The organism is Polynucleobacter sp. IMCC30063, from assembly GCF_021395235.1.
Taxonomy (GTDB): domain Bacteria; phylum Pseudomonadota; class Gammaproteobacteria; order Burkholderiales; family Burkholderiaceae; genus Polynucleobacter.
Genome location: NZ_JAJVCQ010000002.1, coordinates 94,343 through 110,507, shown reverse-complemented (window position 1 = coordinate 110,507; position 16,165 = coordinate 94,343). Strand labels below are relative to the sequence as shown.

General features: G+C 44.5%; 17 protein-coding genes. 4 read left to right on the top strand and 13 right to left on the bottom strand.

Annotation, left to right across the window (positions count from 1 at the left end; all coding sequences use genetic code 11):
* The first annotated feature begins 32 nt into the window (after window positions 1-32).
* The 4 genes from LZG75_RS05200 to lysS all read left to right on the top strand — a co-directional run bounded on the left by LZG75_RS05200 (window position 33) and on the right by lysS (window position 5,523).
* Window positions 33-1,061 (top strand): hypothetical protein, encoded by a 1,029-nt coding sequence (locus LZG75_RS05200; RefSeq protein ID WP_233935940.1) that lies wholly within the window; start codon window positions 33-35, stop codon window positions 1,059-1,061.
* A complete protein-coding gene (gene recJ / locus LZG75_RS05195) occupies window positions 1,061-2,800 on the top strand; it encodes a single-stranded-DNA-specific exonuclease RecJ (RefSeq protein ID WP_233935937.1) in 1,740 nt (579 codons plus the stop codon). Before LZG75_RS05200 ends, recJ begins: the two co-directional genes overlap by 1 nt.
* 40 nt (window positions 2,801-2,840) lie before the next feature.
* Window positions 2,841-3,945, top strand: a protein-coding gene (prfB, locus tag LZG75_RS05190) for a peptide chain release factor 2 (protein WP_233923802.1) whose coding sequence is annotated in 2 segments (ribosomal slippage) — window positions 2,841-2,921 and window positions 2,923-3,945 — 1,104 coding nt in all. Because the reading frame shifts where the segments join, the coding sequence is not laid out codon by codon here.
* 18 nt (window positions 3,946-3,963) lie between these two features.
* The gene (gene lysS / locus LZG75_RS05185) at window positions 3,964-5,523 is read left to right on the top strand and encodes a lysine--tRNA ligase (protein ID WP_233935936.1); all 1,560 of its coding nucleotides are present in this window, start codon (window positions 3,964-3,966) and stop codon (window positions 5,521-5,523) included.
* Between the two features lie 13 nt (window positions 5,524-5,536).
* Here lysS and cysK read toward each other — a convergent pair whose 3' ends face one another.
* From cysK to LZG75_RS05120, 13 genes are all read right to left on the bottom strand, one after another.
* A complete protein-coding gene (gene cysK / locus LZG75_RS05180; RefSeq protein ID WP_233923800.1) occupies window positions 5,537-6,514 on the bottom strand; it encodes a cysteine synthase A in 978 nt (325 codons plus the stop codon).
* Window positions 6,515-6,641: 127 nt separating this feature from the next.
* Window positions 6,642-7,118, bottom strand: a complete 477-nt coding sequence (locus tag LZG75_RS05175) for a disulfide bond formation protein B (protein ID WP_233923799.1) — start codon at window positions 7,116-7,118, stop codon at window positions 6,642-6,644.
* Window positions 7,119-7,196: 78 nt separating this feature from the next.
* Complete coding sequence (locus LZG75_RS05170; protein WP_233935934.1) at window positions 7,197-8,099, bottom strand: NAD(P)-dependent oxidoreductase; 903 nt, start codon at window positions 8,097-8,099, stop codon at window positions 7,197-7,199.
* A 72-nt stretch (window positions 8,100-8,171) separates the two neighbouring features.
* Window positions 8,172-9,125: a tripartite tricarboxylate transporter substrate binding protein gene (locus LZG75_RS05165; protein WP_233935932.1), complete on the bottom strand. Its 954-nt coding sequence runs from the start codon at window positions 9,123-9,125 to the stop codon at window positions 8,172-8,174.
* An 82-nt stretch (window positions 9,126-9,207) separates the two neighbouring features.
* The gene (locus LZG75_RS05160; RefSeq protein WP_233923796.1) at window positions 9,208-9,627 is read right to left on the bottom strand and encodes an aconitase X swivel domain-containing protein; all 420 of its coding nucleotides are present in this window, start codon (window positions 9,625-9,627) and stop codon (window positions 9,208-9,210) included.
* Window positions 9,624-10,856, bottom strand: a complete 1,233-nt coding sequence (locus LZG75_RS05155; RefSeq protein WP_233935930.1) for an aconitase X catalytic domain-containing protein — start codon at window positions 10,854-10,856, stop codon at window positions 9,624-9,626. Before LZG75_RS05155 ends, LZG75_RS05160 begins: the two co-directional genes overlap by 4 nt.
* A gap of 161 nt (window positions 10,857-11,017) precedes the next feature.
* Complete coding sequence (locus LZG75_RS05150) at window positions 11,018-11,650, bottom strand: MIP/aquaporin family protein (RefSeq protein WP_233923794.1); 633 nt, start codon at window positions 11,648-11,650, stop codon at window positions 11,018-11,020.
* Window positions 11,647-12,126 (bottom strand): arsenate reductase ArsC, encoded by a 480-nt coding sequence (locus tag LZG75_RS05145; protein WP_233923793.1) that lies wholly within the window; start codon window positions 12,124-12,126, stop codon window positions 11,647-11,649. Before LZG75_RS05145 ends, LZG75_RS05150 begins: the two co-directional genes overlap by 4 nt.
* On the bottom strand, window positions 12,123-12,452 hold the full coding sequence (locus tag LZG75_RS05140) for a helix-turn-helix transcriptional regulator (protein ID WP_233935927.1): 330 nt from the start codon (window positions 12,450-12,452) through the stop codon (window positions 12,123-12,125). The genes LZG75_RS05145 and LZG75_RS05140 overlap by 4 nt, the downstream gene beginning before the upstream one ends.
* Window positions 12,453-12,506: 54 nt before the next feature.
* The gene (locus LZG75_RS05135; RefSeq protein WP_233935919.1) at window positions 12,507-13,475 is read right to left on the bottom strand and encodes a tripartite tricarboxylate transporter substrate binding protein; all 969 of its coding nucleotides are present in this window, start codon (window positions 13,473-13,475) and stop codon (window positions 12,507-12,509) included.
* A gap of 21 nt (window positions 13,476-13,496) precedes the next feature.
* Entirely contained in the window at window positions 13,497-14,627 is a 1,131-nt protein-coding gene (locus tag LZG75_RS05130; protein WP_233935915.1) for an iron-containing alcohol dehydrogenase, read from the bottom strand.
* A gap of 2 nt (window positions 14,628-14,629) precedes the next feature.
* Window positions 14,630-15,472, bottom strand: a complete 843-nt coding sequence (locus LZG75_RS05125; RefSeq protein WP_233935913.1) for a CoA ester lyase — start codon at window positions 15,470-15,472, stop codon at window positions 14,630-14,632.
* Window positions 15,473-15,479: 7 nt separating this feature from the next.
* Window positions 15,480-16,148 (bottom strand): hypothetical protein, encoded by a 669-nt coding sequence (locus LZG75_RS05120; protein ID WP_233935910.1) that lies wholly within the window; start codon window positions 16,146-16,148, stop codon window positions 15,480-15,482.
* Window positions 16,149-16,165: the final 17 nt, after the last annotated feature.

Sequence of the window (16,165 nt, the reverse complement as noted above, 5' to 3'; positions counted from 1 at the left end):
CCAGCCACCGCGAAGCCACTGTTAGTAAGCCCTTGAGCCCCTCCTTTGAAACCCCCTTGCGGCGCTTTACCCTCATGCTAGCAGGGGAAGATGCGGTATCTGAGACAGCTTTACCGCCTCTTGGCTTACCGCACGAGCGTTTTTTACTGGCTTATCAGCATCCTAATCACGCTTTGCCACTCGCCCCAATTCTGATGTTGGGACTTGGTGTGCCATTAGAGCAAGTAAAAAATGGGGTCTTTGCTTGCCTCCAAGCAATTCATTTGCATGCGACCCGCGATCATTTAATCCTCACTAACCCAGCCCTATTAGCGCTAAGTCCGACTGATGCTACGGCATTATTTTCTGCCGCCAAACCCTTGTTAGAAGAAGATTTTGGTAATACGCCATTTTTCCCGCACCATACATATTGGTTTGTAAAGCTGGGCTTAGCTGCGGCAGATTTTGCAACACTCAATACCCATAGTACCGATCAGGCTCATGGCCGCAATATCGACTGGTGGTCGCCGCGCGACACTACTTCTGAAGGTGTGGCTAAGCGCTGGCGCAAACTGCAAAATGAAATTCAAATGCTCTGGCATATTGATTCCACAAACGATGCGCGCGAAGAACAAGGTTTACCTCGGGTCAATTCTATTTGGCTCAGTGGCATTGGCGCCTTAGCTGATATTTACGCACCACCCGAAATTGAAGGGGCAACTACACTCATTGGTGATCATCTCTTACTCGCAGGTTTGGCGCAGTATTTAAATAAACCGTATATGCATGAGATTGATGGCTTAGCGCGTGATTTTGCAAAGCCCAATAATCCACTTGTTGGGGCGTTTGCCTGGCTTAATAAACCCGCTGAGATTTGGCCTCAGTTATGTGCAGCTTTACTTGCCGGACACTTAGACGAGATCACCATTATCGATTTTCCAACTGCCGCGCCACGCGAGCGCCTCTATACCCGTAGTAATTTACTTTCCAATAAAGGACTTCTGTCAATATTACAGCCCCTTTTATTTTGGCGATCGCCTGCCCTACCAAGCTGGGAAGACTTTATGGAGAAAAACCCCTAATGCGTTTTATTCCCCGCCCTTTTTCTGAGCGCTCTGTAAATTGGTTAGCGCAAAGTGGTGTGCATCCGCTAATCGCAAAACTCTATGCAGCGCGCGGTATTGAAAATCCGCATCTACTGTCACTCGATTTAAAAGAATTGATTGCGCCAAAGGAATTAAAGAATTGCCTCAGCACTGCTTCGATATTGGCCGATATTTTGTTACAAAAGCGCCCTATTCTCGTTGTTGCTGATTACGATTGCGATGGCGCTACGGCTTGTGCTGTTGCTCTACGCGGTTTGAAAATGTTAAGTCCCGCATCACCAGTCAGTTTTTTAGTGCCCAATCGCTTTACGATGGGTTATGGACTTACCCCAGAGGTAGTGGAACTGGCTGCCCAACAAATTCCGCGTCCCGAGTTTTTAATTACAGTCGATAACGGTATCGCTAGTGAAGCTGGCGTTAATCGCGCGCGTGAGCTAGGAATGGAAGTCATCATTACCGATCACCATTTGCCAGCCGCACAAGTACCTAAAGCCTTGGCAATTGTGAATCCGAATCAAACTGGCTGTCCTTTCCCCAGTAAGGCTCTTGCCGGGGTAGGTGTGATGTTTTATCTTTTAATTGCCCTACGTGCAGAGCTACGTGCACGCGATCACTTTACCCAAGCCAATCAACCCAAAATTGAGAACCTACTCGATTTAGTTGCCCTAGGCACAGTGGCAGATGTCGCCCAACTCGATCGTAACAACCGCATCTTAGTAGCCAATGGTTTACGTCGGATGCAAAATGGCAATTGCCAACTGGGTATCACTGCTCTTTTTAATGCCGCAGCGCGCGATCCCCTGAAAGCGAGTGCTTTTGATTTAGGCTTTGCACTTGGTCCCAGGCTGAATGCCGCTGGCCGCTTAGCCGATATGACGCTAGGAATTCGCCTCTTACTCACCGATGATCCCGTAGAAGCGCAAACGATTGCTAATGAACTAGACCGTATTAACCGCGAGCGCCGCGTGATTGAAAGTGGCATGCAAGAAACCGCTCTCGCCAATTTAGCCAAGCAAGAACTACAACACGACTTTGCCACTCGTTCAAGTATTTGTTTATGGAATGAAGCTTGGCATCAAGGTGTCGTAGGCATTGTCGCTTCACGCCTTAAAGAACGTTTTAATCGACCGGCAATTGTGTTTGCGCCTGCTGAAAACGACGAGTTACGCGGCTCGGGAAGATCGCTAACGGGTTTTCATTTACGCGATGCCCTCGATTTAGTCTCTAAGCGAGAACCTGGCTTAATTCTAAAATTTGGCGGCCATGCCATGGCTGCAGGACTCACAATTAAAAGTGCAGATTTTGCGCTCTTTGATCAAACCTTTCAAACAGTTGCCGGCGAATTACTCTCTGCAGATTTGCTAGAAAAGCGTTGTATGCATGATGGCGCGCTTTTAAGCGCTGAATTAACGCCCGAAATTGGTGATTTATTAGCCAGTGAAATTTGGGGACAAGGCTTTCCTCAGCCGATCTTTTATGGCGAGTTTGAGGTATTACAACAAAGCCTCATGAAAGAAAAGCATCTGCGCTTACAGTTACGCACTATCGAAAGTGGATCGGGTACGCAAACTAGCAAACCCGTTACTGGAGTTTGGTTTAATCAAACCCAAACCCTACCCGCTAAGGTTAAGCTAGCTTATCGACTCGTAACTGATCGGTATCAAGGGCAAGCCCGAGTACAGCTCATGATCGAGGCTTACGACCTCAGCTCATAAACACCTCAGCTCCTTTTGCCGCTGCCCTTATAATCAAGTCATGGAAGCTGAACAACTTAATCTGATTAGTAATACCCTCAACGATTTGCTGGCTCGCGAGCAAGCGCTTCGGGGGTATCTTTGACTTCGACGTCAAATCACGTCGCCTAACTGAAGTTAATCAAATTCTTGAAGATCCCAAAATTTGGGACGATCAAAAGCAAGCCCAAGCACTGGGTAAAGAAAAGAAAATGCTCGAAGGGGTAGTACTCACCCTAACGCAACTCAATCACAATATTATTGGCGCGCAAGAATTATTTGAATTGGCCCGCGATGAAAATGAAGATGAAACCTTAATTGCGCTTGAGCAGGATATTAAAGCCTACGGCACGATCATTGCTGATCTTGAATTTCGCCGGATGTTTCATAATGAAATGGATCCGTGCAGCTGCTTTATTGATATTCAAGCTGGTGCAGGTGGTACTGAAGCCTGCGATTGGGCCAGCATGCTCTACCGTCAATACTTAAAATATTGCGAACGCAAAGGCTATAAAACTGAAATTCTAGAAGAGTCTGATGGTGATGTCGCTGGTATTAAAAGTGCCACTATTAAAGTTGATGGTGAATACGCCTATGGGCACTTACGTTCTGAAACCGGCGTGCATCGTTTAGTGCGCAAATCCCCTTTTGATTCCTCAAATGGTCGCCATACCTCTTTCGCTAGTATTTATGTTTATCCCGAAATTGATGACTCGATTGAAATTGATATTAACCCCGCAGATATTCGTACCGACACCTATCGGGCTTCGGGAGCGGGTGGGCAACATATTAATAAAACCGATTCGGCGGTCCGCCTAACGCACATGCCAACAGGAATCGTGGTGCAATGCCAAAATGACCGCAGCCAACACCGCAACCGGGCTGAGGCCATGAGCATGCTCAAATCCAGGCTGTACGAACATGAAATGCAAAAACGTCGGGTCGAGCAAGATAAACTAGAGGCTACCAAAACCGATGTGGGCTGGGGTCATCAAATACGCTCTTATGTACTAGACCAAAGCCGCATTAAAGACCTACGTACTAATGTTGAAATTTCCAATACACAAAAGGTATTAGATGGCGATCTCGATGCCTTTATTGAAGCCAGCCTCAAGCAAGGTGTTTAACTAAATTACTGTGCTCTTATGAACGATAAAGACCTCAAAATTAACTCGGCCCCAGCCTCCCCTGAAGTGCTAGATGAAAATCACATCATTGCCGAGCGTCGAGAAAAACTCAGTAAGCTACGCGAATCTGGCGTTGCCTTTCCCAATGATTTTGTACCAAGCCACTTATCTGCTGACTTGCATCAACATTATGATGCCATCAGCAAAGAAGATTTAGCTTCCCAAGCAATTTCTGTCAAAGTCGCTGGCCGTATGGTGTTAAAGCGCGTCATGGGTAAAGCCAGTTTTGCCACCATTCAAGATCGTAGCGGGCAGATTCAGTTTTATATTACCGATGATCACCTTGGGGCGGATAAACACAACGCCTTTAAACACTGGGATTTAGGCGACTTTATCGCTGCTGAAGGCATTCTCTTTAAAACAAATAAAGGCGAGCTTTCAGTCGAGTGTAAAAATTTGCGGCTCCTCACTAAATCTCTGCGCCCCCTGCCCGATAAATTTCATGGGCTCGCAGATCAAGAACTGAAATACCGTCAACGTTATGTCGACTTAATTGTGACCCCTGAAAGTCGAAATACTTTTTTAGCGCGCAGCAAAGTTATTGCTTCAATTCGCCAGCAGATGATTGATGCGAGTTTTATGGAAGTAGAAACTCCCATGTTGCACTCCATTCCTGGTGGCGCCACGGCAAAACCATTTATAACGCATCACAATGCGCTTGATATGCAAATGTTTTTACGTATTGCGCCTGAACTCTACTTAAAGCGCTTAGTGGTGGGTGGCTTTGAACGGGTTTTCGAAATTAATCGTAATTTTCGTAATGAAGGAGTAAGCCCGCGTCATAACCCTGAATTTACGATGATGGAATTCTACGCTGCGTATACCGACTATCTGTGGCTCATGGATTTCACTGAAAACCTGATTCGAGTTGCTGCGATCCACGCACAGGGTACTGCAGTGCTTAGCCACCAAGGCCGTGAACTCGATTTAAGTAAGCCATTTCAACGCCTCAGTATTACTGCGGCAATCTTAAAATATGCGCCCTTAGCGAATAAAAATTATGTTGCTAATCAGCTAGAAGACGCTGATTTTATTCGTGCTGAATTGAAAAAAGGCGGCATCGATCCAAACGGTCCTGCCTTAAAAAATGCTGGTCTAGGTGGCTTGCAATTAGCCTTATTTGAGCTCGTAGCAGAAGAGCATCTCTGGGAGCCCACCTATATCATCGACTACCCAATTGAGGTGAGCCCACTCGCCAGAGAATCAGATACCCGCCCAGGCATTACCGAACGCTTTGAGTTATTTATTACGGGCCGTGAAATTGCTAATGGCTTCTCTGAGCTAAATGATGCTGAAGATCAAGCTGAGCGTTTTCGTAAACAAGTCGCAGAAAAAGAAGCTGGCAATGAAGAGGCCATGTACTTTGACCACGACTTCATTCGCGCCCTTGAATATGGCATGCCCCCCACCGGTGGATGCGGTATTGGGATCGATCGTCTAGTGATGCTACTGACTGATTCTCCGAATATTCGTGACGTGATCCTCTTTCCCCACTTACGAAGAGAAGAAGAAAATTAACCGCTCCTAAAGCTTAAGCAGCAGCCAAGCCTTTTTCATCGAATACGCCCTCAAATAAAGCTGAGCTTAAATAACGCTCGGCTGTATCGGGCAATACCACCACAATCGTTTTGCCCGCATACTCTGGCAGCTTTGCTAAACGCACAGCTGCAGCCGCCGCCGCTCCACAAGAAATGCCAACTAGAATTCCTTCTTCTTTAGCTATGCGGCGCGCCATGGCAATAGCTTCTTCATTAGTTACTTGCTCTACACGATCGACCAGCGATAAATCTAAATTTTCAGGAATAAAGCCCGCGCCAATTCCTTGAATTTTATGGGGGCCTGGCTTTATTTCCTCGCCATTCAGTTTCTGGGTAATGACTGGGCTAGCAGTTGGCTCTACTGCTACGGTCTCGATTGCTTTGCCTTGGGTTTTTTTAATGTAGCGGCTGACCCCAGTTAAGGTACCGCCTGTGCCAACACCAGAGACAAAAACATCAATCTTGCCATTGGTATCAGCCCAAATTTCTGGGCCAGTTGTAGCCTCATGAATAGCAGGATTGGATGGATTACTAAATTGCTGCAATAAAACATATTTATTGGGGTCAGACGCCACAATTTCGCTGGCCTTTGCTATAGCGCCATTCATCCCTTTAGCGCCTTCAGTTAATACCAATTTGGCGCCTAGGGCAGTTAATAGTTTTCTCCGCTCAAGACTCATCGTCTCGGGCATCGTTAAGGTGAGTGGAATGCCTCGTGCAGCCGCAACAAACGCTAATGCAATACCAGTATTACCGCTAGTAGGCTCAACTAATTCTTTGCCAGGTCCTAAGATGCCACGCTTCTCAGCGTCATTAATCATCGCTACCCCAATGCGGCACTTCACTGAATAGGCAGGATTACGCCCCTCAATCTTTGCAAGTACAGTCGCTTTGGCGCCATCAGTAACCCGATTTAAGCGTACCAAGGGGGTGCCACCAATGGTTTCTGAGTTATCCGCAAAATAGGTCATTGAAATTCCTTAACATTCTTAAAATAAGAGGAATCATGATTGTATTCACATTCAGGCCTTAAAACTACCTTAGGCTAAGATGAAGTTGCTATTAGCTAAGTACTAAAAGTTAGAAGTAAGTTGTAGTTTATTTCTTTTTGAACAGGGTGATTAAGAGCACGCTGGTTAAAATGACAAACCAAATTAAAGACCAAACCGGTACTGCTAACCCAAAGATCAAGGGCAATTGCGCTGTGCAAAATCCATCGGCCTTAAAAAGCCAAGGCAAGCCATTGACGATCTGAAATTGATTAATCCAGGTTTCTAGCGGATCAATCCCGCAGGACACCTCAGGGTGATACAAAATCCATACGTGCCGACTTGCAACACCTAGACCAAAAATACTTGAGAGCAAAGCGAGGGCCTGAAACCAACGCGCAAAATAGGCAAAGCTAGCGGCCATAAAGCACATAATTGCAATCCCCAAAAAGCCAACTCGCTGCAAAATACATAAGGGGCACGGTGCATAGAAAACGCCTTGATAGCCCACTTGCTGCAAAAAGATTGCCACAATGATCAGCAAAAAAGAGACGATGGAAATATAAAGGTACTGATTAGGCTTCATAAACTAATTTTAAAGCAAACTACATTACGAGGGATTGCCCCATTCCTCAAAATGGTGCTAATCAGTTGAAATACCCCATTATTTCGATGTAGTTGGAGTGTTGCATATATCCTCTAACAGCAGCAGCATCGCCGTACAGTCTTGCTGTGCTCTACCCCACGGTTTTGCTAAGGAAAATAGCTCGCGAGAAACACCGCCCAAAAAGAGCGGCACCCCTGCAGACTTGGCAAGCTCAATTGCCAAACTAATGTCTTTCAAACCAAGCGCTAATGGGAAGTCTGGCGTAATATCACCTGCTAAAACTTTTTTCGGAAAATTCACATTAATTTGGCCCCTACCAGCAACCGTATTTTGCAAAACCTTAACTGTCGTGTCGCGATCGAGGCCAAGCTTGCTAGCAAACATGAGTGTTTCAGCAGTTAGCACCATGCTAACCATACTCATATAGTTATTGATCAGCTTTAATTTAATCGCGTTACCAACTGGGCCGATATGCATAATATCTTTGCCAAAATTTTCTAATAAAGGTCTAACCTCATTCAAGATTGCTTCATCTGCACCAACCAAAACCAATAAGTCACCTTGAGCAGCGTCTGTCGGAGTACGCCCCATTGGCACGTCAATGGCTCTTAATCCCAGCGCCTCAAGCCGTTCGACTGTTTTCATAAAACGGGTCGCATTACCAGTGCTCATTTCGATTAAGAGCGCATTTTTAGGCATACTTGTCGCAGCTCCATTCGCACCGAATAGCGCCTCATCAATAAAATCAGAGTCGGGTAGCATCGTAAATACATAACTCACATTCTGCGCAGCATCGGCTGGAGAATTGGCCATTCGGCAATTTTTATAGGCCTTAAATTCAGCCATTGCCTGAGGATTAATGTCGTAAACTGCTAATTCATGGCCAGCCTTAGCAAGTCGCAAAGCCATTGGGCGCCCCATCACTCCCAGACCAATAAAGGCAATTTTTTTAATTTCCATTACAGCCTCAAAGAAAATTACACATCATAAAGTTCATAACCACTCATGGTGTCTCATGAATGTGTTGCTTTATTAGTCTGGCTTAGCCCCAGAATCCTTAATTAATTTGCTGTATTTTTGCGCCTCAGCATTCACAAATACTGCAAACTCTTTGGGAATTAGTGGTGCAGGAACTGCGCCTTGCGCTGATAAGAGATCATAAAAATTTTTCTCTGCCGCAATTACACCAATATCAGCAGCAATCTTTTCGACAATCTGACTATTTGTTCCCTTAGGAACAAAAATGCCCTGCCAATTTTCAATATTAAAACCTGGAAAGCCTGATTCTGAAACAGTAGGCACTTGTGGTAACAATGGTGATCGCTTAAGGGTCGTGACCGCTAATGGTCGCAATTTTCCAGCAATGATATGCGGTAATGCTGGTGGAATACCGGCAAAAAATAAGTCGACCTGACCACCTAACAAATCGGTAATTGCTGGAGCTCCACCTTTATAGGGAATATGCGTCATCGATATGCCGGCCATTAATTGAAAAAGTTCACCCGCTAGATGTTGTGGTCCGCCACTTCCAGAAGAGGCGTAATTGACTTTACTGCCTTGGGTTTTAATCATTTGAAGTAATTCAGGCATATTTTTTACTGCTGACTTGCTATTCACCACTAAAACTAAAGGTGATGAGGCAACGCGAGCTACCGGAATAAAATCTCGACTGGGATCAAACGGCATCTGGGCATATAAATACGGGTTGATGGTGATTTCAGCAGGCGAAGCTAGGAGCAAGGTATAGCCATCAGCTGGAGCTTTAGCGACTAAGTCTGCGCCAATATTCCCACCTGCTCCAGGCTTGTTTTCTACAATCACTTGTTGCTTCCATAGTTGACTAAGCCTTACCGCTAGGGCTCTACCAACAACATCGGTTGCGCCGCCAGGCGGAAACGGGACAATAATCTTAACGGATTTATCTGGATAAGAGGTCTGAGCAGGAGCAGCAGTTCCATAGCTAGCAACTAAAATCAAAAGTGGCAATAAAAATTTGAATTTAATCCGCATATTATTTTCGCACTTCTTTAGATGTTAAAAAATGTCAGGCTATTAAGAATAACTTCACTTAATTATCTGCCCCATTAATCACTTCAAGCATTTTTTTGCTGGGGTCAACCCGTAAAATTTGTCCGCTCTGTAAGGCCTGAGTAATGTCTTCAGTAAAACCGCTCAGCATGCTGATATCGCCCTGCGCTGCGCCCTGCACTAAGATTGGATTTACAGAATTAAAAATAATGGCCAATGGGGCAATATTGCGTGACTTCATTTCATACAACATCCAAGCACTTGCAACACCGCCTTTAGCAGTATCGAGCACTAAAATTTTATCCTTATACGATTTACCAAATAGCTTATGACTGGGTCTAGAGAAGGTGCCATTAATTCGGTCTAGATCGTAGCGCGCCGAGAAACCATCGCTGGCACATAAACACTCGCCCTCAACAATATTGCCTAAGGCATGCTTGGCATAATAAATTGCACTCATGATAATTTTCCTGTCTCAGCTGCTCTTACACACTCTTCCATTGAAGCCAACATCGGAATGTATCCATACCCACCTAATATATTGACCATTTTTGCGCTATTGGTAGCAAGCCGCTTCCAGCCATTAGCGGTGGCAATTTCTCTGGCATACGATTGATAAAAGCACATCCCAGAAAATACGGTACCACCAGCATCTTCAATGGTTTTAGTAAGCCCCATGCGGTCTGAATCCGCTTTGACCTGCGGGCTAGTCACTGCAAGTAAAGGAATTTTAAATTGCTTGCCTGCACACAAATCAGCTACTGAACGCATTTCAATTAAGCTTAACTGTGGCGCTGAAAAAACGACTACGTCCACGTCATCAGTTACTCGATACGAGCTTTGCAAAGCCATCACATCTGAGTAAGCAATCTTGTTTGGCGATAGTTGATCAATTCCTAAATCTTGTGGTCTCAGTGCTTCAGGGGTAATCTCAGCAATATGAAATAGTGCTGTAGAACCAAAACTGGCCATCGCCGCCCCAAAGTGCTTGAGGCTATCTGAAGTGGGTACTACACTCACCCCTTCCAAAATGGGTACAGCCCAGTAATTGCCTGTTTGCTTACCAATATAAGCACCTAAAGCACCCCATTCATTTAATGAGCTTGGCATCCAGTCAATAGAAAAGCGTTGCGATGGCCGACGATAGGAATCCAGGTGATATCCATAACGCGGTGTTCTCCCCGTTAAGCCCGCTGATAATGCCGATGGACCGCCCTCAAAATTGGAGCGTGCACCACAAATTGAATTTGAATAAATGACAACACCCGTATCACCAAAAGCGACATGCTCACCATAAATCGGCGCCATGATGGTTTGGTAATTTATGCAGGTATCAGTCATCGATACGCCCATCTTGACAAAGGCGGCGATAGCACGCCGCTCGAGATCGAGCATTTTCTCGGTTTGACCTAATTGCTTGGCTTTAGTAAAGTCTGTGCCCCGTGGGTCGGTAATCGTCGGAATGCTAACCACCCGATCTTTAGAAGAGTTCTTCGCTAAGCCCTCAAGCCAAACTACCCCAGCCTCGCCAAGACTTTCTGTGTCGGCCATAATGTGCGCCTGCGCTACCTCAACAAAATCTTCAGCCTCAAAAAAATCACCGACTTTAATTTGATGCTGTATTGCCATTTGCTTTACTGGCCCAAATTCACCAGCTAGCATGGCTTGTTCTTTTTGGTTTAATTTCATTATTGTTATAGCCTTAAAAGAATAATTACAAACACTAGAAGCGCTTTTAACCCCGCAAGGTATATACCCTTAATTTATAACAGTATAAATTAATCTTTAAGGGGATCGAAGTAATTTGCCAAAGCCAGGGCTAAACAAAAAACTGAATGAAATCAAAGGGATTAACGTTTTAAGAATAGCGCTAGTAGAACTACTGCGACAATTTGAGCAGCAATAAAGCCTAAGGTATCGGCTGGAGCGATCCCGACAAAGGTGTTGGTTAGGCTTCTTGCTACTGTTACCGCTGGGTTAGCAAAGAAAGTGGAGGAAGTAAACCAATAGCCTGCAGTCACTGTTAGAGCAACTAACATGGGAATGCGGTCCTTCGCACTTCGATCGCCAAGATAAATGACGCTAAGTAAAACTAGGGTTGAAAAAAATTCACTAGCCCACATACCTAGGCCGGTTCTGACTTTGCTGGATTCTTGCAAAATAGGTAAGCTAAAGATGAAATGGGTAAACCAAATTCCGGCAATCGCACCAGTAAATTGGCAAACCCAATAGGCAAGCATTTTGCTTCTGTTGATATGACCTAATTTCCAGAACATTAAACTCACAACCGGATTAAAGTGCGCTCCTGATATTGGTCCAAGCAAGGTAATTAAGACATATAAGCCTGCTCCTGTGGCAATGCTATTACCTAGTAAAGCCACGGCATCATTACCACCACCCAGAGCTTCACCCATAATTCCAGAGCCGGCAATGATGGCTAATAGTAAAGCTGTGCCAATAAATTCGCTTGCGTAAGTTTTCATGCTTGAGTGTGAATTGCCTTCAAACTGATCGAATCAAGTTTCTCTAAAGGCATAGCAGCCATTATGTCTAAGCGCCTTTTAAGGCCATTCTTCACGTCATTAAATGCTTTACGCTTTTCTAGATCTGTACCCTGCACTTGAGATGGATCAGGAAAGCCCCAGTGCGCAGTAGCTGGCTGCCCTGGCCAAAATGGACAAACCTCACCAGCAGCGTTATCGCAAACGGTAATCACAAAATCCATCTTGGGGGCATCAGGCCCACCGTAGACATCCCAACTTTTCGATTTCAATAAAGTCCGATCCATTCCCAATTCTTCAGCAATGTCTGCAGCGATTGGGTTTACGCTGGTACCCGGTGTAGAGCCTGCAGAAAACCCTCTAAATTTCCCACTGGGATGCGTAGAGGCTAATGCCTCTCCAATTATCGAGCGGGCTGAATTATGGGTACATAAAAAAAGGATGTTGTATGGCTTCATTTACAGGCTACTTTTTTATTTACTCTTTTAATAGCGCACGTCTTGCCACTGCAGCAATTTTCCAAAAGAAATTCGCTTAGATCCGTTACTAAGGCGACATTAGGTCGATAAATTAAATTGCGACTTTGACGCTCAACCACTAATAGACTTGCCTGCACCAATTCCTTTAAGTGAAAACTTAAAGTTGCATTAGGAATGCCCAATTTTTCAATCATTTGCGTGGGCGTTAAGCCAATATCACCCCTTTGCACAATTAGGCGAAAGATATTGAGACGACTTTCTTGCCCTAGGGCGACAAATGCCTGGATAGCTTCACTATTTTTCATATTTCCATAATAATGGAAATTTATTACAGACGTATGACAGACAGCGTTTTTGGCTTACTCAGGCTTAATACCAGCATCTTTAATCGTTTTAGCCCATTTCAGCGCTTCATTCTTTTGAAAAGCACCAAAAGCTTCAGGGGTCATTGGTTTAAATTTAGCGCCCTCAGTTTCTAAACGCTTTTGCACTGCAGGCTGTTGCATGATTTTAATAATCTCCGCATTGAGCTTATTAATAATGGGTTTTGGTGTACCTGCTGGGGCAAAAATGCCAATCCAGTTACTGACATCAAACCCAGGTACTGTTTCAGCCACTGTGGGCACCTCGGGTAGTGAGCTGGCTCTGCTACTACCGATCACTGCTAAAGCCTTTAATTTATCGGTCTTAACATAAGGCAAAACTGTGGGCATCGTTGCAAACATAACTTGGGTTTGGCCGCCAATTAAATCAGTAATTGCAGGGGCATTACCTTTGTATGGAATATGCGTCATATCCACTTTTGCTAAGGACTTAAATAATTCGCCAGCCAAATGGCTTGTTGTTCCCATGCCGCCAGAGCCATAAGAAACTTGGCCTGGACGCGCTTTAACATAAGCAATTAATTCAGTGACATTTTTAACTGGAATTGTGGGATTAACAACCAATAAGCCTTCAGCATCTAAAACATAAGCAACGGGCTCAAAATCTTTTAGCGGGTCATAGGGCATATTTTTTATGAGGTATGGGTTTACCGCATGACTACCGATATTACCCATTACCAAGGTATATCCATCGGCTGGTGCTTTTGCCACAAAGTCTGCACCAATATTGCCGCCGCCGCCTGTTTTATTTTCAACCACGACCGGCTGACCCAAAGACTCGCTTAATCCCTGGCCAACTACACGAGAAAAAGTATCCGCAATTCCCCCTGTAGCAAATGGCGAAATAATCTTAATGGGTTTATTGGGATAAGGCTGGCTTTGAGCGCTTACATTAGCAATGAAAGCGATAAAAATAATAAATACGCGGATAAATAAAAATTTCATGATTGTTAACCCTTTAATCAATTAATTTAACGCTTCTTCAAATAGCATCTCAAAATCTTTTTTATTTAGCGGACGTGGATTCGATGCGCTTGAATGATCTTTCAAGGCACCCTCCACCATTGCAGGAATTATCTCGCGCGTTACCCCCATTGCACTTAACGATTTAGGTAGATTGAGTTTTTGATTTAAATTCTCAATAAATCGATCCAGTGAAGTGCCATTAGGTACACCCATAGCTATCTTTAACTCTGCAAATTTTTCCGTGCAATACGATTCATTAAAGCGTAATACTGCGGGCAGAATTACCGCATTTAAGGTGCCATGATGAAGTACCGGCGACTTAATACCACCCAATGGATGCGACATCGAATGAACTGCGCCAAGTCCTTTTTGAAACGTTAGGCCACCTTGCAGTGAAGCCATCATCATGTTCCATCTAGCCTCACGATTTGAACCATCTTTAGATGCTATCTCGACCCATGCGGTAGCTCGTTTAGCTCCATCAATTGCAATGGCATCAGCCGGCGGGTTAACGCGCGGAGAAAGATACGTTTCTATGCAATGAGTCAACGCGTCCATACCCGTTGCCGCAGTAAGACTGGGAGGCAATCCCAGTGTCAACTCGGGATCACAAAGCGCTATTTTAGGAATAAGATGGGGGCTGATAAAACCTAATTTACGACCGTCGCGAAGAGAAATTAACGCTGCCCGCCCTACTTCGCTACCCGTGCCGGCAGTTGTGGGTACTGCAATTACCGGTACAACTTTAGCGCTGATCTTTTCAAGGCCGCCCAAAATGACTGCATACTGCTCAATGGGTCCTGGGTGGGTAGCCAATAAGGCCACACCCTTAGCCAGATCAATTGATGAACCACCACCAATAGCAATGATCCCATCACATTTTTCTGCTAAATAAACTTGGACTGCTTCCTCGACTGCTTCTTCGGTAGGATTTTGTGGCGTCTTAGCAAATAAAATGGGATTAAATTGGCTAAGTAATTCTTGAATATCGCCCACTATTGCGGTTTTACTAAGAAATGGGTCTGTGACTAGCAGTGGCTTGCTAATTCCTAAACTGCTTAGTAAGCTGGCAAGCGTCTTAATCGCTCCGTAATCAAACTCGATACGAGTTAAATATTGAATCGTTGCCATAACTAAAAAAGTTGCCTTAGTTTTTTAATCATTGGCAGCTCAATTAATTTACCTTCGTAAACAATGGGCCTACTGGGATCTTTTGCAAACATTGCCAGTATTTTTTCTGCCCGCTCGATTTCTGCTGCGCTAGGAGAAAATGCCCGCTTAATCGTGCTTACCTGACTGCCATGCTTAGTCACCATCCCCATCAAGCCTAACGCTTTAGATCTCAAGCAATAGTTATATAGCTTTTCTTGGTCTGCAGATGCATCTACAAATGACGCAGGAGAATCAAATACTAAAATACCTCCTAAGGCAGCGGCATGTACCACCTTAGAGCGGCTATAGAGCAATGGCTCCCAATCCATCTCACAACCAATGGCCGTTGAAAGATCAAATCCGCCAAAATATAGTCCTTTTAACTTTGGATGTGCGCAAGCAATAAGTGAGGCATGCTCTAAGCCCTTTGCTGTTTCGATGATTCCAAATAAATTCAGTGGAGAATTTTTTTCCTCTAAAAAATGACCAACCTGGATTAACTCTTCTACTGATTCAAGTTTAGGAATTAATAAGGTAGAAATAAAGGCTGGTTGATTGACTAACATCGCTAAATCACTTTGCCCATCTGCTGAATCAAGTGAATTCATTCGCACGATATATTGCACTGACTTTGTCGGTTTATAGGTTTGTAAAAATTGTTTAAGTGCTAATCGGCCATCCTGTTTTCGGTCTAATGGTACCGAATCTTCTAAGTCGATACAAACAATATCAGCAGCACATTCAGCTTCATTATTTAATTCACTCAGGCGCAATCCACCCCAAAATAAAGAAGCTCGATGATTTTTCTTTAAATTATCGGGCATTGCAGGCTTATTTTTTTAACATATTGTCGTAATTGACTTTTAGATGCGCCTCTACGGGATCAGCACCCGCGCGAATTTCAGCAATGACACGATCTTCAGTAGCCTTCACTTTTTGGGCAAAAGCGAGCACTTCTGCAATGTGCTCCATGGGCACAACCACAGTTCCATTTTCATCTGCCAAGATAAAGTCACCAGGTCGTACTGGTACACCAGCTAGCATAACTGGTATGCCATAACCCGCACAAGAAGAGCGCCCACGAACAGATTGTTGTGCAATACCTTTGGCATAAACAGGCATGCCATAAATTTTGTATTCGTCAACATCACGTACTACGCCATCAGTGACACAGCCAACTAAACCATTATGTTTAGCAGTTGCTCCGGCAACACCACCAAAGGAATTAACAAAGGGATTTTCTGACGCATCGACTACCAAAACTGAGCCTGCTCCACCAAGAACAATTGCTTTTAGCGTACCGATAACGGTTGATTCTTCTGCCTGTCCAAATGGAAGATACTTCAAAGTAGCCGCTGGACCAGCAACTTTTGCGCATGGGTAAATTGGCAATATGCCTTGGGGGGCACCATTAATTCCAAGCCGATCTAAGGCATCAGAAACATTTGAAGCTGATACATTTAAATATTGACTTATTAACTTTGAATCTACAGTAGCCACTTAAATTCCCCCTTAAA